Annotated in this window: 16 protein-coding genes; 8 read left to right on the top strand and 8 right to left on the bottom strand. The window is 58.8% G+C overall.

Annotated features, from left to right (window positions below):
* Positions 1 to 31: 31 nt before the first annotated feature.
* Together tsaE and FZE95_RS04385 are read right to left on the bottom strand one after the other, a co-directional pair.
* Positions 32 to 499 carry a tRNA (adenosine(37)-N6)-threonylcarbamoyltransferase complex ATPase subunit type 1 TsaE gene (gene tsaE, locus FZE95_RS04390; RefSeq protein ID WP_150299613.1) on the bottom strand — a complete coding sequence of 156 codons (468 nt, stop codon included), beginning with the start codon at positions 497 to 499 and terminating at the stop codon, positions 32 to 34.
* A complete protein-coding gene (locus tag FZE95_RS04385) occupies positions 492 to 1997 on the bottom strand; it encodes an NAD(P)H-hydrate dehydratase (RefSeq protein ID WP_150299612.1) in 1506 nt (501 codons plus the stop codon). The genes tsaE and FZE95_RS04385 overlap by 8 nt, the downstream gene beginning before the upstream one ends.
* Positions 1998 to 2072: 75 nt before the next feature.
* Here FZE95_RS04385 and queG point away from each other — a divergent pair, with 75 nt between their 5' ends.
* Positions 2073 to 3140, top strand: a complete 1068-nt coding sequence (gene queG / locus FZE95_RS04380) for a tRNA epoxyqueuosine(34) reductase QueG (protein ID WP_150299611.1) — start codon at positions 2073 to 2075, stop codon at positions 3138 to 3140.
* Here the strand turns inward: queG and orn are convergent.
* Positions 3130 to 3672, bottom strand: coding sequence for an oligoribonuclease (orn, locus tag FZE95_RS04375; RefSeq protein WP_150299610.1), 543 nt, complete (start codon positions 3670 to 3672; stop codon positions 3130 to 3132). The two genes, queG and orn, sit on opposite strands and share 11 nt — an antisense overlap.
* A gap of 84 nt (positions 3673 to 3756) precedes the next feature.
* Here orn and rsgA point away from each other — a divergent pair, with 84 nt between their 5' ends.
* The gene (gene rsgA, locus FZE95_RS04370) at positions 3757 to 4782 is read left to right on the top strand and encodes a small ribosomal subunit biogenesis GTPase RsgA (RefSeq protein WP_150299609.1); all 1026 of its coding nucleotides are present in this window, start codon (positions 3757 to 3759) and stop codon (positions 4780 to 4782) included.
* A 38-nt stretch (positions 4783 to 4820) separates the two neighbouring features.
* Here the strand turns inward: rsgA and motB are convergent, their stop codons facing one another.
* A complete protein-coding gene (gene motB, locus FZE95_RS04365) occupies positions 4821 to 5864 on the bottom strand; it encodes a flagellar motor protein MotB (protein WP_150299608.1) in 1044 nt (347 codons plus the stop codon).
* 1 nt (position 5865) lies between these two features.
* Positions 5866 to 6720, bottom strand: coding sequence for a flagellar motor stator protein MotA (motA, locus tag FZE95_RS04360; RefSeq protein WP_150299607.1), 855 nt, complete (start codon positions 6718 to 6720; stop codon positions 5866 to 5868).
* A gap of 284 nt (positions 6721 to 7004) precedes the next feature.
* On the opposite strand from motA, the gene FZE95_RS04355 reads away from it, so the two are divergent.
* Both FZE95_RS04355 and asd read left to right on the top strand, forming a co-directional pair.
* Positions 7005 to 7814, top strand: coding sequence for a rhodanese-like domain-containing protein (locus FZE95_RS04355; RefSeq protein ID WP_150299606.1), 810 nt, complete (start codon positions 7005 to 7007; stop codon positions 7812 to 7814).
* 10 nt (positions 7815 to 7824) lie between these two features.
* Positions 7825 to 8673 carry an archaetidylserine decarboxylase gene (gene asd / locus FZE95_RS04350; RefSeq protein ID WP_150299605.1) on the top strand — a complete coding sequence of 283 codons (849 nt, stop codon included), beginning with the start codon at positions 7825 to 7827 and terminating at the stop codon, positions 8671 to 8673.
* 361 nt (positions 8674 to 9034) lie between these two features.
* Here the strand turns inward: asd and epmA are convergent, their stop codons facing one another.
* Together epmA and efp are read right to left on the bottom strand one after the other, a co-directional pair.
* Complete coding sequence (gene epmA / locus FZE95_RS04345) at positions 9035 to 9994, bottom strand: EF-P lysine aminoacylase EpmA (RefSeq protein ID WP_150299604.1); 960 nt, start codon at positions 9992 to 9994, stop codon at positions 9035 to 9037.
* A gap of 113 nt (positions 9995 to 10107) precedes the next feature.
* A complete protein-coding gene (gene efp, locus FZE95_RS04340) occupies positions 10108 to 10674 on the bottom strand; it encodes an elongation factor P (protein WP_150299603.1) in 567 nt (188 codons plus the stop codon).
* 118 nt (positions 10675 to 10792) lie between these two features.
* Here efp and epmB point away from each other — a divergent pair, with 118 nt between their 5' ends.
* From epmB to FZE95_RS04325, 3 genes are all read left to right on the top strand, one after another.
* Positions 10793 to 11815 carry an EF-P beta-lysylation protein EpmB gene (gene epmB / locus FZE95_RS04335; protein WP_150299602.1) on the top strand — a complete coding sequence of 341 codons (1023 nt, stop codon included), beginning with the start codon at positions 10793 to 10795 and terminating at the stop codon, positions 11813 to 11815.
* 206 nt (positions 11816 to 12021) lie between these two features.
* Positions 12022 to 13818, top strand: a complete 1797-nt coding sequence (locus tag FZE95_RS04330) for a molecular chaperone (protein ID WP_150299601.1) — start codon at positions 12022 to 12024, stop codon at positions 13816 to 13818.
* Positions 13819 to 13869: 51 nt separating this feature from the next.
* Positions 13870 to 15936 (top strand): EAL domain-containing response regulator, encoded by a 2067-nt coding sequence (locus tag FZE95_RS04325; RefSeq protein ID WP_150299599.1) that lies wholly within the window; start codon positions 13870 to 13872, stop codon positions 15934 to 15936.
* Between the two features lie 75 nt (positions 15937 to 16011).
* On the opposite strand, the gene serB is transcribed toward FZE95_RS04325, so the two are convergent.
* Positions 16012 to 17223: a phosphoserine phosphatase SerB gene (gene serB, locus FZE95_RS04320; RefSeq protein ID WP_150299597.1), complete on the bottom strand. Its 1212-nt coding sequence runs from the start codon at positions 17221 to 17223 to the stop codon at positions 16012 to 16014.
* Positions 17224 to 17548: 325 nt separating this feature from the next.
* Here serB and FZE95_RS04315 point away from each other — a divergent pair, with 325 nt between their 5' ends.
* Complete coding sequence (locus FZE95_RS04315; RefSeq protein ID WP_150299596.1) at positions 17549 to 19099, top strand: hypothetical protein; 1551 nt, start codon at positions 17549 to 17551, stop codon at positions 19097 to 19099.
* Positions 19100 to 19141 lie beyond the last annotated feature (42 nt).

The following is a 19141-nucleotide window of genomic DNA, read 5'->3' as shown; positions in this document are numbered from 1 at the left end:
GTCCTAGTGTGGTTCCGATCACGGTATTGCGTTACTCCTGTTTGTCGCGCAGTTGCCGGCATGCAGCCTGGCCTTGCGCACTATGACCAGCCAGATGCAGCCGGCGCCCCTCGCCTTCTGCGGCAATGGTAATCGTCAGGTCCGAACTTGGCAAAATACCGGCGCCTTTTTCCGGCCATTCGATCAAGCAGAGACTCTCCGGGGCGAAGTAGTCACGAATGCCGAGAAACTCAAGCTCTTCGGGATCCAGCAAGCGGTACAGATCAAAATGATAGATCGTACCGGCCTCCAGTTCGTAAGGCTCAACCAGCGTAAACGTCGGGCTTTTTACCGCCCCGCGATGGCCCAACGCACGTATCAATCCCCTGCTAAGCGTCGTCTTGCCTGCACCCAGATCACCGTCCAGGTAGATCACGCCACGAAACCCCATGGCCTGACCGATAGCTGCACCGAGCGACTCCATTGCCTGCTCGTCTGCCGCAAACAAACTGTCACTCATGGGAGCCCCTAGTATTGAGGATGGTTCGGATAGGCATTATCAAATCAGACGCCAGAATACCGTATTCACCAGAAACTGCAGCACAATCACCCGCTCGCGCATGTACCAGCGTGGCGTAACGCGCCGCGGCGCCAGCCTCGACGTGCTGTGCCAACAGCGCGCCGACCAGCCCCGAAAGCACATCGCCCATTCCCGCCACGCCCATCCCCGGGTTGCCATCGGTACACAGACCCACCGGGGCCGGGAAGCATGCCGGACCGGCAACCAGACTACCAACCCCTTTGAGTATTGCGGCGCAACCAAACCGATCCGCCAGGGTTGTGACTGCCAGCAGACGGTCTGCCTGCACGGCGGCCGTCGAACAGCCAAGCAGTCGTCCGGCTTCTGCGGGATGCGGAGTAATCACCGATTGCTCCCCTATTATCAGTCCATCAGGGTGCTGCACGGCGATTTCATTCAGCGCATCAGCGTCCAGCACTTTGGGCAGGTCGCTCGCCAGCGCCTGTTCAAGCATCCGTCGGCCCCATTCAGCGCGTCCGAGACCTGGCCCAATAACCAGCGTTGTAGCCTGTTTCAACAACAGGGAAAGCGCTTCGGGGTTGTCGACAGCATGCACCATCACCTCGGGACACCGCGCAAGCAACGGCGCAACATGCGCTGAGCGTGTGGCGACACTGACGCGCCCGGCGCCGCTACGTAGCGCAGTCTCAGCCGTCAGCATGACCGCGCCACCCATACCCAGGTCGCCGCCGATGACCAGTACATGGCCGAACATGCCTTTGTGGGCAGCTCTTGCCCGCCGCGGGAGCTTGCAGGCAAGTCGCTCCGGAACAAGCCGTTCTGCAACGGGCTGTACCGGCTTGCCCGGAATCCTTTCAAGCTGGGCGAACTCGAGGTCGCCGGCCTGATCTGGCCCCTGGGCGGTGAACAGGCCTAGCTTGGGAGCACTGAAGGTCACCGTCAGATCCGCCCGGACGGCGTGGCCGAGCACAGCCCCCCGATCAGGATCCAGACCGCTCGGCACATCCACCGCGACTACGGGTGATCTGAGCGCGTTGACCGCGTCGATGGCACTTGAGTACGGCTCGCTCACTTCACCATTCAAGCCGGTGCCTAGCATGGCGTCGACAATCACGCCTTCCAGGCGAGCCTGAGGATGCCAGGCAGTCACTTCAACGCCGGCCTCAAGCGCAATCTGCCAGGCCCGAGCGGCATCATCCTGTAAGCGTTCCGGCGGCTTCACCGCATACACTTGGACCTCCCACCCAGCAATGTGCGCTAACCGGGCAACGAGATAACCATCGCCCGCGTTGTTGCCGCTGCCGGTCAGCACGCTGAGCTGACCAGCGCCAGCCCACCGTGCACTCAACGCCCGCCAGACGGCCTCCGCTGCTCGGTGCATGAGCTCAAGCCCAGGTGTTCCCGCCGCGATAATGCGCGCATCAAGTTCGCGGGTCTGGGCTGCTGTACATATCCCGAATGGCATTTCTGACGTCATGACATGCTACCGGCGTGAATGTCTGGCAGAATTATACGTCCTGGCTGTCTCACTCCCTAGACCCTCCTTTTATTCATGCCTGATTCCACTATCGATTACGCCGAGCTGGCGGACAACATTCGCCTGATCGCCAGCGAACTGGGCTTTCAGCAAACCGGTATCAGCGAGCCGGATATAGGTCAGCACGAAGCCTGGCTGGATAGCTGGCTGCGCGCGGGTTATCACGGGGAAATGGAATGGATGGCCAGTCACGGTAGCAAGCGAACCCAGCCGGCTGAACTGGTTCCAGGAACCCGTCGGGTCATTTCGGTGCGCATGGATTATCTGCCGACTGATACCAGCATGGCCAAACGATTGGCGAATCCTGACGCTGCCTATATCTCGCGCTATGCACTCGGCCGGGATTACCACAAGTTGATCCGGCGCCGACTGCAACAGCTGGCCGATCGGGTACAGGAACTGGCCGGCCCCTTTAGCTACCGCGCCTTCGTCGACAGCGCCCCGGTAATGGAGCGTGCGCTGGCCAGTCGCTCAGGTCTCGGCTGGATCGGCAAGAACACCATGCTGCTGAACCGCAAGGCGGGCAGCTTCTTCTTTCTAGGCGAGCTGTATACCGATCTGCCTCTACCCGTCGACCAGCCATATACTGAAGATCATTGTGGCCGCTGCAGCGCCTGCCTGGACAAATGCCCGACCGGTGCCTTCGTCGGAGAGCACGTGCTGGACGCACGCCGCTGCATCTCGTATCTGACCATCGAACTGAAGGGAGCGATTCCGGAGGAGCTGCGACCCTTGATGGGCAACCGCGTGTTCGGCTGCGATGATTGCCAGCTGGTATGCCCCTGGAACCGCTTCGCCAAGGACACCTCCGAGGCGGATTTCACGCCACGACACAGTCTCGACCAGGCCGATCTGATCGACCTGTTCCGCTGGGATGAGCAAACCTTCCTGAAAAATACCGAGGGGTCACCCATTCGCCGGATAGGTTACGAACGCTGGCTTCGCAACCTGGCGATAGGTCTGGGTAACGCCACCTCGAGCTTGCCGGTGATCCAGGCCCTGCAGGCGCGTGCGCAGCACCCGTCTGAATTGGTCAGCGAACATGTCCGCTGGGCCCTCTCGCGGCACTCGATCAATACTTGATGAAGTGTTCGCGGTAGTGCTTGAGTTCCGCAATCGAGTCGTACACATCGTCCAAGGCCAGGTGACTGCTCTGCTTCTTGAAGCTGTTCTTTACCTCCGGCGCCCAGCGCGCGGCCAGCTCTTTTAACGTCGATACGTCCAGATTTCGATAGTGAAAGTAACGCTCAAGCTCGGGCATTCCGCGATAGAGGAAACGCCGGTCCTGGCAGATGCTGTTGCCACACATGGGTGATCGTCCTTCCGGCACCCACTCACGCAGAAAAGCCAGTGTCTGACGCTCGGCTTCAGCCAGATCGATCGCACTGTCTTTCACACGCTGCGTCAGCCCGGACTGCCCGTGTTGACGGGTATTCCATTCGTCCATCCCGTCTAACAAGGCGTCCGGCTGCTTGATCGCCAGTACCGGTCCTTCTGCCAACGCATTCAGCTGGGCATCGGTTACCACTGTGGCGATTTCGATAATGACGTCGTTATCGGAATCGAGACCGGTCATTTCCAGATCGATCCAGATCAGGTTATCGGGGTTCTGCATGCAAGGTCCTGTGTCTGAGTAAGTGGATGAATAGAGTATACGCCTGCATGCTACACTGCGGCTGGTTCCCAAGATGTGTAATCCATGGCCAAGCGACACCTTACTCGACGTCAGAACTGGCGCATTCAGAAAATTCAGGACGAGCGCAGCGTGCGCGCCGGCAAACGTGCCGACCTCGCCGAAGAGAGCTTGCTCGGGGGCGATCTAGGCCCGGAGCAGGTAGGTCTGGTTATTGCGCATTTTGGCGTTCAGGTCGATGTCGAGGCCACCAGCGGCGAGCAGGCGGGGCTTGTCAGACGCTGCCACATGCGCGCCAACCTGCCAGCGCTGGTTACCGGCGACAAGGTGGTGTGGCGCGCTGACAACCAGAACGGCGGCGTGATCGTTGCCCAACTGCCGCGCCGCACCGAGCTGTTTCGCCCCGATCACCGCGGCCAGCTGAAGCCGGTAGCGGCGAATATCGACCGCCTGATCATCGTATTTGCCCCGCTGCCTACACCTCACAGCAATCTCATCGATCGCTATCTGGTGGCTGCTGAACAGGCAGGGCTCGAGCCATTGCTGGTTCTCAACAAGGCGGACCTGCTGAATCAGGCGGAATTTGCCTATCTACGCGGCTGGCTCGACGAGTACGCCCGGCTGGGATATCGCACGCTCTGCCTGTCCGCAGATTCCGGTGATGGCCTGGATGAACTGCGGGGTGAACTGAAGGGGCGCATCAACGTATTTGTTGGTCAGTCCGGGGTCGGCAAATCCTCATTGATCAACGTATTGCTGCCCGGCGAAGACCTGCGCGTAGGCGCCCTCTCGGACGCAACAAACAAGGGTATGCACACCACGACCACCGCCAAGCTCTTCCACTTCCCCGAGGGCGGCGATCTGGTGGATTCCCCCGGCATCCGCGAATTCGGCCTTACGCATATTTCCCACGACGAGCTACTGGAAGGCTTTATCGAATTCCGACCGTTTCTCGGCCATTGCAAATTCCGCGATTGTCAGCATCTGCACGAGCCCGGCTGCGCCTTGCTTGCCGCGGTCGAGCGCGGGGAGATTTCATCAACACGCATGCGCAGTTACCGCTACATCCTTTCGGGCATCACCAATCCGTGAGCACCGCTGGCGCTTCCTTCGGGAAACGCCTGCAGTTTCTAGGGCTCACCCAGTCTTCTGAGCGAACCGGGATCGTCGAATAAATTGGCAGGTCGCGTCTGCGGCGCTGATTCCGGCTGGGCGGGCGCCGGCGCGACGGTTCCCTGCCCCTCGCTAACATCCTCGAACCGCCCTGGCACGCTTGGCACAGCGTTGATCAGGGGCGCATCGTTCGGCTCAGCGTCAGGCTCAGCCTGATCGGCTGTGCCTTCGAGCAGCTGCGCTTCAGCCCGCTTATTGAGCACCACGATATCGATTCTGCGATTGATCGGATTGGTTGGATCGTTCCGATCGAACAGTGCCGAGTCAGCGTAACCCACTACGCGCGCGACCTGACTTTCAGGATACCCTGCCACGACCAGCGTGCGACGCGCTGCGTTGGCCCGCTCGGCGGACAGCTCCCAGTTGCCGTAGCTCAGGCGACCGCTGAAAGGTTTGGCGTCGGTATGCCCGCCGATACTGATTTTCTTCGGCACGCTGGAAATGGTGTCAGCCAGCGCCAGCAGAATGTCTTCAAAATAGGACTGTAACTGCGGGCTGCCGCTGGCAAACATGGGTCGATTCTCCGCATCGACAATCTGGATGCGTAATCCATCCTGAGTGATCTCCAGCAAGATCTGATCCTTGAAGCGCTGAAGCACCGGCTCAGCATCGATCTTGTTTTGCAGCTCCTGCAGCAGAAGATCCAGCTCTTGCTGTTCAGCCATCTCGGCCAGGTCAGCGATGGTTTCGTTATCCAGTTGCAGGGGCGCTTCAACCTGCTCAGGCAAATCATTCAAGGTCTTCTGCGGGGCCACAGTCGGCGACCCGCCCAGATCAATCGCGTACGGACTGCCGCCCTCCGAGAAACCGATCGGATCGTTGAAGTAACCTGACACCATCGCCAATTGGCCCGGCGTCGCCGCCGTGACCAGCCACATAACCAGAAAGAACGCCATCATCGCTACCGCAAAATCGGCGAAAGCTATTTTCCAGGATCCGCCATGATGAGCTGCTGCCTTGCGGCTGATACGTTTGACAATAATCGGTTGATCGTTAGCCATCTCAGCGGCCCTTCACCGACTCTTCCAGCTCAAGGAAACTCGGCCGATGCTCGGACAGCAAGGACTTGCGGCCAAATTCCACCGCCAACGCCGGCGGCAGGCCCTGGGCACTGGCGACCAGGCACATTTTCACCGCCTCGTAGGTGTTAGCCTCTTCGGTGGCGTCGTGTTCCATTGCCGCAGCGAAAGGGCCAACGAAGCCATAGGCGGCCAGGATCCCGAGGAAGGTGCCGACCAGTGCCGTGGCTACCTTTTCTCCGATCTGCGCATTGTCCGCATCTCCAAGAATGCCCATGGTGACCACGATGCCCAACACTGCAGCCACGATACCGAAACCCGGCAAGGCGTCCGCCACGCGAGTCACTGCATGGGATGGCGTCTGCAGCTCTTCGGTGAGGCTGGAAATCTCGACGTCGAACAGGGCTTCAAGCTCATGCGGAGCCATATTGCCGGTGGACATGATGCGTAAATAGTCACAGATGAAAGCAATCATGCGGTCATCCTTGAGGATTGCCGGATATTTGGTGAATATCGGACTCTCGTGCGGCTCCTCAATATCCGCCTCTATGGCCATCATCCCCTCCCGACGGGACTTGTTGAGAATTTCATACAGCAACCCGAGTACATCAAGAAAGTAAGGTTTGCCGAAGCGGTGCCCAAACAGAATCTGCGGCACCTTGGCGAAGGTATTGCGGACCGTCGCCATACTGTTGGCAACGAGGAAAGCGCCCAGCGCCGCCCCGCCAATAATCAGGATTTCAAACGGATGCCACAGCGCCGCTACCTGCCCGTCGGACAACACGAACCCGCCCAAGACACTGACGATAACGACAAGAAACCCTGCAATTTTCAACATAAACGCGTGAGACCCGGACAAGAAAATGGACGTGCTTGGCAGCCGCCTTTGGGCGGCACTACTCTAGTGATCAGGTTATAGTGACGACCATTCGGACCTTCAGGTTACGATGAGCAAGTGCAAACGAAGCGCTGGTTGCCACGAAGACTTTATCGGCAACGCGGCTCAAACCCTGAGTACAATGATGCTCGAATTTTGTAACGCCCCTCGGTCCGCTTCGATTGAACAGTGCCCGCGAACCGGCACAATAGACACCCTGGATGAATATCGATCAGGAATCATACATGTCGCACCCCTGTTTACCCTTGCTGATCGAACCGGATCAGCTCCCGGCACAACTGAATCCGGCGGCGTACCGCCTCGTCGACCTACGTAAGCTAGAGGAGTACCAGGCCGGCCATATAGCTGGAGCAGTCCCGGTGGTGCCGTCAGAAATAACCGCTCCGCCGCCGATACCCGGCTTACTACCTGCTCAGAAGCGATTGGAACAATTGTTCGGCCGGCTAGGCCACCATCCGGATCTGCACTATATCGTCTATGACGATGAAGGCGGCGGCTGGGCTGGCCGCTTCATCTGGTTGCTCGATTCGATCGGTCATAAGCATTATTCCTACCTCAACGGTGGCCTGAAGGCCTGGACCGCAGAAGACAGACCACTGGTTAGCACCTCGGAAGCCCCCGAGCCCACCCAGCCACGGATCAGGCTCAACCACGATCACACTATCGATCTGGCAACACTCGTCCGGGAGCAGGAAGGCTCTGACCGGATAATCTGGGACGCGCGTTCGCCTGAAGAACACCGAGGCCAGAAAGTACTTGCCGCCCGCGGCGGACATATCCCTGGCGCGATCAATTTTGAATGGACTGCGGGGATGGATCCGCAGCGCGGACTGCGGCTACGCACCGATCTCGCGGACAAACTCGCCGAGCTGGGTATTACCCCCGACAAGGAGATTGTCACTCACTGCCAAACCCATCACCGCTCCGGATTCACTTACCTGGCGGCCAAGATTCTCGGTTATCCGCGAGTCAAAGCCTACGCAGGTTCGTGGTCGGAATGGGGCAATCATCCCAATGCCCCTATCGAAAGCTAAGGACTTATCAATGCAAGATCGTCTTTTCATCATTCTGCAATACCTGCTGCCTCAGCACTTGCTATCACGCGCTGCCGGCGGCCTGGCCAATTGCACCTGGCCGTGGGTCAAAAATCCGTTTATCACCTGGTTCGTCAAGCGGTATCAGGTAGATATGCGCCAGGCCGTAGAACCCGAACCCACTGCTTACGCCTGCTTCAATGATTTTTTCACACGCGCACTCACGCCCGATGCCCGTCCACTCGACCCTGCATCCGACTCGGTTCTGAGTCCCGCCGATGGCGTGATCAGTCAACTCGGAGCAATAGAGCACGGCCGGATATTCCAGGCAAAAGGTCAAAGCTATAGCGTGCAGGAGTTGGTCGGCGGAAATACCGAGCACGCCAAGTTGTTCCAGGGCGGGCAGTTCGCCACCGTCTACCTGTCGCCGCGCGACTATCACCGGGTCCACATGCCATTGGGCGGCACTCTGCGCGAGATGATCTACGTCCCCGGCGACTTGTTCTCGGTTAACCGCGTCACGGCGGAGAACGTGCCGAGGCTTTTCTCCCGCAATGAGCGTGTGGTCTGTATCTTTGACACGCCAGCCGGCCCGATGGGCCTGGTGCTGGTAGGCGCGATGATCGTTGCCTCAGTGGAAACCGTCTGGGCCGGCCTGGTTGCCCCCCACCGACGCCAGCTTCACGCGCGCGATTACAACGAAGCGGCTCCGTCACTGGATCGCGGTGCAGAGATGGGTCGATTCAAACTTGGCTCCACTGTGATCGTACTCTTCGGCCCGGACAAGGCTGACTGGGACAAGGGCCTGGGCGCTGGAGATTTTGTGCAAATGGGTCAGAAGCTCGGCAAGCAACGCTAGAGGAATGGAAAACTGAGCCGGTCGCCGACCAGCCGTCAGGACTGCGCAAGACGCCGTGAACCCGTCCGTGGGGGCTTGATGGAAACATCCCTGTTTTCAACACTTGCTCCACCCTGACAGCCGGCGGGCTTGGTCGCGCATCGGCGTGAGGCAGAGATTAAAACCGTTTTTCAGATTTTCCTATCAGGCCGCTCCAATGTGTATGCGAAGCGAGGCGACAGGGTTGAGCCGACCGTGCGATGACAAGGATGTCATCGACGAGCTTACAGGGACGTACTTGCAGCGTGTCGGCGCAGCCCTGTCGCCTCGCGACAGCTGGCCCCGAATTACAGCCCACCAATACTGCCGGATCGGGGAGCTATCAAGCGCGAGTAATGGGAAAGGCTATAACCTCATCAATACTGCGCGCCCCCATCGCCAGCATAACGAGACGATCCACTCCTAACGCCACGCCTGCACACTCGGGTAAACCACTATGCAGTGCGTGCACCAGATGCTCATCCACAGGGAGCACAGGACGGTTCAATGCCGCGCGCAATTGCTGATCAGTCTCGAAGCGTCGAGCTTGCTCCATAGCATCGGTCAGCTCGAAGTAACCGTTAGCCAATTCCATGCCGTTGATGAACAACTCAAAACGCGCCGCGCTTGGCACCCTGTCGTCAGAGCCTACAATCCTTGCCAGAGCAGCCTGGGACGCAGGAAAGGCGTAGACCATCGTGGGCTCGATCAACTGAGGTTCGATGAGATGGGAAAACAACAGGTTGAGCCAGCCGTCGCGATCCAGCTCGCCGGTAAAACCGCAGCGCTCCCGCCCCAGCCGCGCCAGCTCCGACGTATCGCAACCATGAATATCCGTTACCAGCAGATCCCTGAAGAGATCAGCGTAGGTGACTCGGCGTGCAGGGGTGCAGCCGAGCACAGAACGCACCAGCTGATCGACTTCCTCCATCAGCTGATGATGATCAAACCCTACCCGGTACCATTCGAGCATGGTGAACTCGGGGTTATGCCGCGATCCGCTTTCACCGTTACGGTAGACCTTGCACTGCTGCCAGATCGAGCCGCTGCCCGCCGCCAGCAGGCGCTTCATCGGATATTCCGGAGACGTATGCAGATAAAGGACGCGCGTGGGGCCGCCGCCTTCCGGTACGAGATCGGTTATGAAGGGAAACAGGTGCGGGTCGCTCACTGCAGCGCCAGATAATGCGGGCGTTTCGACCTCCAGCACATCGCGTTCGGCAAAGAAGCGCCGGATCTGGTTAATTATGCCGGCACGGCGTCGAAGATTGTCGATTGAAGCGGTGGGTTGCCAATCGTGCATTCAATGGCTACTCAAAGGTTAATTGGCGAATCTGACCTACCAAGCATGCAGCGACGCCAACTTACAGACACAAAAAACCGGGACCAGGGCCCCGGTTTCTGCCGAAACAGGATTTACGCGCGGCCGACGTAATCGTTGGTACGGGTGTCAACCTTGAGGGTGTCCCCAACGTTGATAAACAAAGGAACCTTGACCACTGCGCCAGTTACCAACTTGGCCGGCTTGGTGCCGCCGCCGGAGGTGTCGCCACGCACGCCGGGATCAGTTTCGACGACTTCCAGCTCAACGAAGTTCGGAGGCGTCACGGCAATCGGCGCGCCATTGTACAAGGTGACCTGATAGATCACCTGCTCCTTGAGCCAGTTCTTGGTGTCAGCGACAGCCTTTTCATCAGCACCAACCTGCTCAAAAGAACCATCGGTGGCCATGAAATGCCAGAATTCACCATCGGCGTACAGGTATTCCATTTCACGGTCCATGACGTCAGCGCCTTCAAGGCTATCGCCCGATTTGAACGTCCTTTCGTTAACCCGGCCGTTTTTCAGGTTGCGCACCTTGACCCGGTTGAACGCCTGTCCCTTGCCTGGTTTGACGTATTCATTTTCCAGGATCGCGCAGGGATCGCCGTCCAGCATCACCTTAAGACCCGGCTTGAATTCATTGGTAGAATAATTGGCCATACATTTCCCACTTACAGTTTGAACGGAATCATCCGAGAGCGCGCTGACCGATGGTTTCAGCCCGGCGTTGTCAGCAACGCCCGACGGATGCCCTGCCACCCATGCGCGGAAAAACGCAATGATACATGGATCTTCAGCGCCTGTTGAGTCTGACACTTGGCAAACTCTACTGGCGCGCAGTGTTACCGACCCCGCAGCGCTTCTCGACCGGCTCCAATTGCACGACTCTTTGCTTGATCCGGCGAGGGGTGCCGCACAGGATTTCCCGTTGCGTGTGCCCGAACCCTACATAGCCAGAATGCGCCGCGGCGATCCGGACGATCCCCTCCTCAGACAGGTATTGCCCATCGGAGAAGAGCTCCTGGATCAGCCCGGTTACGTGACTGACCCCCTGGGCGAACAACACGCCAACGCCCGGCCAGGCATCATTCACAAGTACCACGGCCGGCTTTTGCTCGTTGTCAGCGCAGGATGCGCAGTGAATTGTCGCTACTGTTTCCGGCGCCATTTCCCCTACGACGACAACAACCTGAGCACCGCTGAATGGCAGGAGGCGCTGGATTACATCCGTGCCGATGCCAGCATCCGCGAAGTAATATACAGCGGAGGCGATCCACTAGCAGCCAATGACAAGCGCCTGGCCTGGTTGACCCGGGAAATCGCGAACATTCCGCATGTGATGCGTCTGCGGGTTCACACTCGTCTACCGGTGGTTATTCCTCAACGGGTAACGGCCGGCCTGATTGACGCGTTATGCGGTACCCGCCTGCCCGTCACCATGGTGCTCCATTGCAATCATGCCAACGAACTGGACCCTAGCCTGGAGCAAGCAGTACACACCCTACGCAGCGCCGGAATCATGATGCTCAACCAGGCGGTTCTGCTGCGCGGAGTGAATGACCAACTCGAAGATCAGATCGCCTTGAGTGAAAGGCTAGCCGATAGTGGCATAATGCCCTACTATCTCCATATTCTTGACCATGTAAAAGGTGCACGTCATTTTCTTGTCGGAGATGACGAGGCAATCCGACTGGTTGGACAGATGCTGACGCGCTTGCCGGGCTTTCTTGTTCCGCGCCTGGTTCGTGAAATCGCGGGCGAACGCAGCAAGGTGCCGCTGGTTGTGCAGCCTGTTGAATGACGGTTGTCTTGAGGTCTCATCGGACTCATGGCCGCCGGTATAAGCTGCACGAACATAAGCTGCTAGAGTGAGGGCACAGGTTCTGAATAGGGTCCAGCTGATCGCCTTGGTACCGGTTATTGTCGAGGATGGCCTGAACCGTGCAGTGCTGTTGACGTTCGGTCATTTTGACGAGGCGACAGCGGGACCTCGATACTGGGAACTACATGAATAGCACAACGCATAAGCTCAATTTGCGAGTACCGCTGCAGACGCTGGAAACACTCAGCTTCGCTGAAGCGACGGAGAAAGGAATCTCCCGGTGGCTGGGAAATTTGCCTAAAGCCAATATTGGAGAAACCGCCCGTCAGCTTTACAAAGGATTGATCGAGCTGAATCAGCTGATCATCGCGCCCGAGAAGCGTCTGGCGTTGCTCGAGCTCATCCGTCCTGAAGTACGCTACGTCTGCGTTGCGCTATCGAAATACTACCTGGGCCAGTCCATCGTCCTTGAAGACAAACCGCGCAAAGTCGCCAATCTGTCGCAGTCCCTGCAGAATCACCTGGCCAACGGCTACAAGATCATCGTCGCGCAGGAGCAAAGCATCCGCCCCAAGGAGCATGCTACCGTCATGGCGCTAGCGCTTGAGCGCGCCATCCGCGGCCTTTGCGGCCCCCTGCTACGTGCATACCAGCTCTACTGCCCGGTTGCCGACGGTGTCTGGCTCGAGATGCATCAGCTCTATCAGCTTGCACGCAGGCGACGCCTGCACAAGCAACCTATCCCTGATGCCGAGAACTCGGCCGGGCATGCCTTGAGTATCAGACACTGCTATACCATGGCGCTGCTGATGGGCGCGGCCCGTCCCAATCAGATGCGCCAGAGCGCCATGAGTAAGCTGTTCGCTACGCTGGAGGACTGGAGCAGGCGGGTCCACCTGGTAGACCCAGGCGATCCGGACGCGCTATTCATCATCAATCCCGACATGGACTGCGCACCGCGATACCGATCGCTGATTCGTGACGAAGATATCAGCGCAAGCGTTGGACTGGCGACCCGGGGGCTGGTCGAAGAGATCAAGGATTTCATGCTCAATGGAGCCGAGGCCGGCAGCTCACTGAAGATCCCTGACGACTTCGGCGTAGAGCTGTTGCAGCATGTCAGTCAGTCCTGGGGCGACCTGGCAGAACGCACCTTCAACCGCGTTCCGGGTAACGGCGCGATGCGGTTGAGCATCGGTATGAGCGCCACCCATTACCGGATTTCCGGCATGAGTTTCTCGAAATTTGTCGCCACTGACGAAGCCGAACTCAATCCCTTCTCCGACGCGGCCAGGCGGGCCCGAAAGGAAGGTTGGGACAGCGCTTTCGACACGGACAAGAGTATCGACTGGGCACCGTCGAACATGGAGATGATCGATTACACGACGGCCACTGCGCCCGATACGCCAGCCAACCGGCAAAGCGAAGACGACCAGTATCCGGTCCATACCCTGAATATCGTCAATCACAGCCCAGGCGGATTTTGCCTCACCTGGCCAAGGGAGGTTCCGAAACAACTTCAGGCAGGCGAGCTGCTCGGCGTGCAGGAGGTCAATGGTCAGGACTGGAGTCTCGCTGTGGTTCGCTGGATCCGACAAGTGCGCGGTGGCGGCACGCAAATGGGTATCGAACTGGTCGCTCCGCACTGTACGCCGTGCGCTATCAAGCTGATCCGCAAATCCGAGCAACCCAGCCAATACCTGCGTGCGCTGACGGTTCCAGCGGTAGCAGCGATCGATCGCCCACCCACCATCATTACCCCACGCCTGCCTTTTCAGGTCGGCAGCAAGGTATTGATACATCAAGGCCACAAGGAAGCGCGGGCACAACTGGTCGATCGCATTACCGCTACCGGCAGCTTCAGTCAGTTCGAACACCGGTTCCTCGACCCGATGGCAGGCACTGACCGTCGCGCTGGAGGGCGCCCAGGCACGCCAGGTGGCGGCGAGGATGATTTTGACTCTCTGTGGAAGACGTTGTAGATTCCAGTGACGTCAGGGCTGCCTTTCTCCGGCCCGTACACATGGAAGACTATGGGCACCGAAACGCAGGCTATACGGCTGTTAATACTTGATGATTCGCAGAACAATGCCGAGCGCATCGTCAGCGTTTTACGCAACGCCGGTCACGCCACCCGCGCTCATCGCATTACCTCGGCAGAAGACCTGCACGAATGCCTTCAACAGACCTGGGACCTGTGTATTGCGGCCCCGGAAACGAGCTTCATGTCCGCTCGGCAAGCGTTCAGCCTGATCGGCTCGGACCGTGATGTCCCGTTCATTCTCCGCCTGGCTGAGCCAGACACCGAATCCCTGGTGGAAGCCCTTCGCAGCGGCATGAAGGACGCCATTTCCGTCGACTCCGATGCACTGCTGACGCTGGTGGCACAACGCGAATTGGCCAGCCTGGCGGCGCGAAGGCACCAGCGTATCGCTGAGCAATCGCTGCGCGAAGCCGAGAAGCGTTGCCAGCTGCTGCTCGACAGCTCTGTTGACGCTATCGCCTACGTGCACGACGGTATGCATATCTATGCCAACCGCTCCTACGCCCGGTTGTTCGGTTATGACGATGTCGATGATCTTGCTGCCGAACCGATGGTCGGCCTGATCGCGGCGAAGGACCAGGCGGTGTTCAAGGATTTCCTGCGGCACTACATTGACCGCGGTGACCAGAACGAAATGCGCTGCAGCGGTGTGGACGTTGACGGCAAGGAATTCCCCGTCATGCTGACTTTTTCCCCAGCCAGCTATGACAACGAACCCTGCACTCAGGTCGTCATCCGCGCCGAAACCGCGAGCGCAGAGTTCGAGGAAAAACTCAAGAGCATGGCCCGCCAGGATCTGGTGACCGGTCTGTTCAACCGTGCCTACTTCCAGGAACAGCTTGAAAGTATCAGTGAGCAGGCTGTTCGTCAGGGCAAACCAAGCACGCTGGTCTATCTCGGTATCGACAATTTCCATGCGCTCCAGGCCGATGTCGGCATCGGCGGTGCAGATCTGGTACTGACCGATATTGCACAGATTCTCCGGCAGTTTTTTCCGGACGAGACGCTGATGGCGCGATTCAGCGATGATGCCTGTAGCGTCGTGCTGGATGCGCAGGAGCCTGAAAGCGTTCTCGACTCGCTCGACTCGCTTCGCCGGCAAATCGAAGGCAACCTGTTCGAAGCCAACGGACGCACCGTACAGATCACGGCAAGCATGGGCGTCTCTACCATCAGCGAGACCAGTCCAGACCCGGTCCAGGCCGTGGATCGCGCCCATCGCCTGTGCGACCAGATCAGCCAGGACGGCGGTAACGCGGTGAAGGTATTCAATCCGCTGGACGAACTGGCGCATCAGGCCAATCGTGGAAATCTTATCGCACTGATTCGCCATAGCATCGAAACCGATGCGGTCAAACTAGAGTTCCAGCCGGTGATCAGCCTGCGCGGAGACAGCTCCGAGCTGTATGAAACCTACCTTCGCTTGCTCAATAGCCAGGGTGAGGAAGTGCCTGCTGGCGAGTATCTCGAGGCGGCGATCGATTCGGGGTTAGCCGGCGAACTCGACCGCTGGATGATCGGCAAGGCAGTCCGAATGCTTGTGGCACAGCGTAGCAAGGGCACCGATACGCGGTTGATCCTTAACCTGAACAGCGCCAGCCTGCAGGACCTGGATCTGGTGCCGTGGATTTCGCAGCTGCTCAAGGAATCACGCTTGCCCATGGATGCGCTGGTGTTCCAGTTCAACGATGCGGACGTCAATACCTATCTGAAGCAGGCCCGGGCATTCACCGAGGCGCTACGTGGAATCCATTGCAAGGTTTCGCTGAGCCACTTCGGCTGCGCCTTGAACCCCTATGCAGCGTTGAAACATGTCCATGTTGATTACGTAAAGCTGGATGGCTCGTTCAGCCGGGATCTTTCCACGCCTGAATCAGTGGAAGCGCTCAAGGAAATCGTCACCACCTTGCACAGCAAGGGTAAGCTGACCATCGTTTCCTTCGTCGATAGCGCGACCATGATGCCGACCTTGTGGCAGGCCGGGGTCAATTACATTCAGGGGTTCTATCTCCAGGCACCCAGCGAGACGATGAACTACGATTTCTCTGCAGAGTGATGGACGGCGCCGAAACGGCGCCGATTCGCGAGTTATGCTGCGAGAGGTGTAGCGCCGCCTCCGTCACACTATTGATTAGTACCCGTCCCTGTCTCTAAAGCCCAGCAGATACAGAATGCCGTCCAGCCCAAGGGTAGAAATGGCCTGTTTGGCTGACTGCTTGACCAGCGGCTTGGCACGGAATGCCACGCCCAGACCGGCAATCGCGAGCATCGGCAGATCATTGGCTCCATCGCCCACCGCGATGGTCTGTTCAAGGCTTATCCCCTCGCGCTCAGTCAGTTCGCGAAGAAGATCCGCCTTACGTTGTCCATCGACGATCGGCTCCTGCACCTCGCCTGTAACCAGGCCGCTCTCGACTGGCAAGGCGTTGGCATAGACATAATCGATGCCAAGGCGCTGCTGCAATTGTTCTGCAAAATAGCTGAAGCCGCCCGAGAGTATTGCGGTTTTGTAGCCCAGACGCCGCAGTTGGGCTATCAGCGTTTCCGCGCCCTCGGTCAGCCGCAGGCCAGCGCCGATCTCTTCCAGCACTGACACAGGCAGCCCTTTGAGCAGCGCCATACGCTCCCGAAAGCTGGCCTTGAAATCCAGTTCGCCACGCATTGCCCGTTCGGTGATTTCTGCTACCAGATCGCCGACGCCTGCTGCCTTGGCCAGCTCATCAATTACTTCAGCATCGATCAAGGTGGAATCCATGTCGAAGACGACCAGCCGACGGTTCCTGCGAAAGATGCTGTCCTGCTGAAAGGCGATGTCGACATTCAGCTCCTGGGCGATGGCCAGGAACTCACTACGCAGAGCGGCGGGATCGTCGGGCTCACCGCGCACAGAAAATTCTATACAGCCCTTGCCCTGATCGGCCGGCAGGCCCTCAGGGATACGGCCGGACAGTCTGTCGATATGGTCTATGTTCAAATTGAAACGTGCGGTGATCTCGCTGACCCGGGCGATGTGCTCGGCAGTAATGCGCCGCGCCAGCAAGGTTACGATGTGCCGGGGCTTGCCCTGGCCAGTGACCCAGCGGCTATATTCTTCAGCGCTGACCGGCGTGAAACGGACCTGCTGATCAAGCTCGTAACCGCGGAACAAAACGTCCTTTAATACATCAGACATTCCGGTATCGCCCGCCATCTCGACCAGAATGCCAAATGACAACGTATCGTGGATCACTGCTTGACCGATATCCAGAATCCGAACGTTCTGCCGCGCCAGAATGCCGGTTATCGCAGCGGTCAGACCCGGCCGATCAGGCCCGGTAATATTGATCAGGACGATTTCGTTCAAGGTAGCCGCTCCGCTGAAAAGACTGGGCCGCCATTCTAACCGTAATCAGGGCCTGTTGCCGTATCATCGCGGCCGCGATGATACGGCAACAGGCCCTAGGCGACGACTTATTGGATGGCCGCTTTTTACCCCATGGCGGAATGGCTATACTCAATCGCTTCCGAAGGGCGCGAAGTTCAATCACACCGGACTGCCCCTTCGCTCGCCGGATCTTTCACCTGCCATATCGAGTTTTATCTTGAATCGCTCATCGCACTCCGACAATGTTTTCCTCCGCTGCTATGCCGCCTGGCGCGACCAGAGCATCAAGTTGCGGGGCAGTTTGATGCTGCTCGTCCTGACGCCCTTGTTCGGGGCTCTCCTGTTACTCATCTGGTTTGGCCAGTATCAGCTCCAGCGCGACACGGCGGCTCAGGCTGACGCGGTCGGCGCCGAGCTCGCGCGCCAGGTTGCCGCCTCCGTCGCGGACCCTCTGGCCGCGGATGACCATTTGAGCCTGAACATTCTGCTTGCGCAATGGAATCAGAACCCGCTGATTGCACACACCAGCCTGACCACCCCTGATAACCGCATCGTGGCCGAGGCAGGAGGCAAGGTTTCAGCCGCACAGTTGGCACCTGGACAGGGCCGCTTCGTCACGGCTGTACATGTTCAGGACGTACTGGCCGGCCAGTTGCGGTTGAGCCTGGCAGCTGAGCCGTTCAGCGCGCCAGGGCAAGCCCTGGTCCGCCATCTGCTATGGAGCCTGCTTGGGCTCACTCTCCTGGGCGCGCTGCTGGCCTGGCGCATGGCTGCCGGAATGCGCAAGGTGCTGAATGAGCTCGCTGACTGGCATGGCGATACCGATTCGCCACCGGCGGGTCTGGATCGCGCCGATGAACTGGGCGACCTTGCCCGACGGTTAACCGAGCGGCGTATTGTCGACATGCCGGCTCCTGCCGAGCCGGAAGAGCTGGACGAGCCGGAAGACGCGTTCGGTTCAGATTCGCTGGAACCAGCAACCATGGAGTTAGCAAACCAGCCCAACACCGCACAAGCGCCTGCTTCGCTCGACTCCGTTCCGGACCCGGATACCGTGTTCGGCCCGGTAGAACAGGAGCCGGTCGATGAAAATGCTGACGCCGACGCCTTCACCGTCCGGAGCGAAGCAGAGATTTCCGATGGTGATGACGAAACCTTTGAGGAAGAATCGCGTGACCAGGCTCTCCGACCCGATATAGCAGGATCATCCCGGGATGTGTCGTCGAACGAGACCGAAGCCGTTACGGAACCTGTAGCCCCTCCTCCTGCCCCGGCAATACCAGGCGCTGTCCTGGCAGTTCGGCTCGGTAATCAGGAGGCGCTACGTCGCCTCGCCCGCCCGCGCTTGCTATCGCTGCTGGAACGCTATCGGGAACATGTAAGCCAGGCGGCTGAGATTTACCAGGGAAAATTGCAAACGCTGCACGATGGCACCAGCGTGATCTCCTTCGCTGACGACGCGGGCAAGGATGATGCTGAAGAACTCACCAGGGTCCTCAGCTGCGGCGAATTGCTGAGGGTTCTAGGGCATGACCTGCAGATCGAGATTGCTGACACGGGTATTGCCTTGCACCTGCAGTTGGCTGCCTGCCGTACCGAGAATATTGATGAGCTGGAGGACGACGCGTATACAGAGCAACCCGACTGCAAGCAGATGCTGGAGCGGCTGCAGTTCAGCCGCAATCTGGTGCTATTGGATGCGTCGCTTGCTACCACCGGGATTCTCGGCCAGCGTGCGGTGGTAAGACGCCTGGCAAGCCAGTCCGGCGTGTATTGCGTTGAACGACTCAAAGAACCGCACCAAACCTTGCTGGAGCGGCAGCTGAACGCCTTGTACACCCAACGGCGCAACTGATCAGCAAGCCGGCGCTCGCCGCCCCGTTGCTTGCCCAACGAG

Origin of the sequence: Pseudomonas profundi (assembly GCF_008638305.1) — a bacterium.
GTDB classification, from domain to species: Bacteria; Pseudomonadota; Gammaproteobacteria; order Pseudomonadales; family Pseudomonadaceae; genus Halopseudomonas; species Halopseudomonas profundi.
The sequence above is the reverse complement of the archived record's forward strand: the minus strand, read 5'-3'. Positions and strand labels throughout refer to the sequence as shown.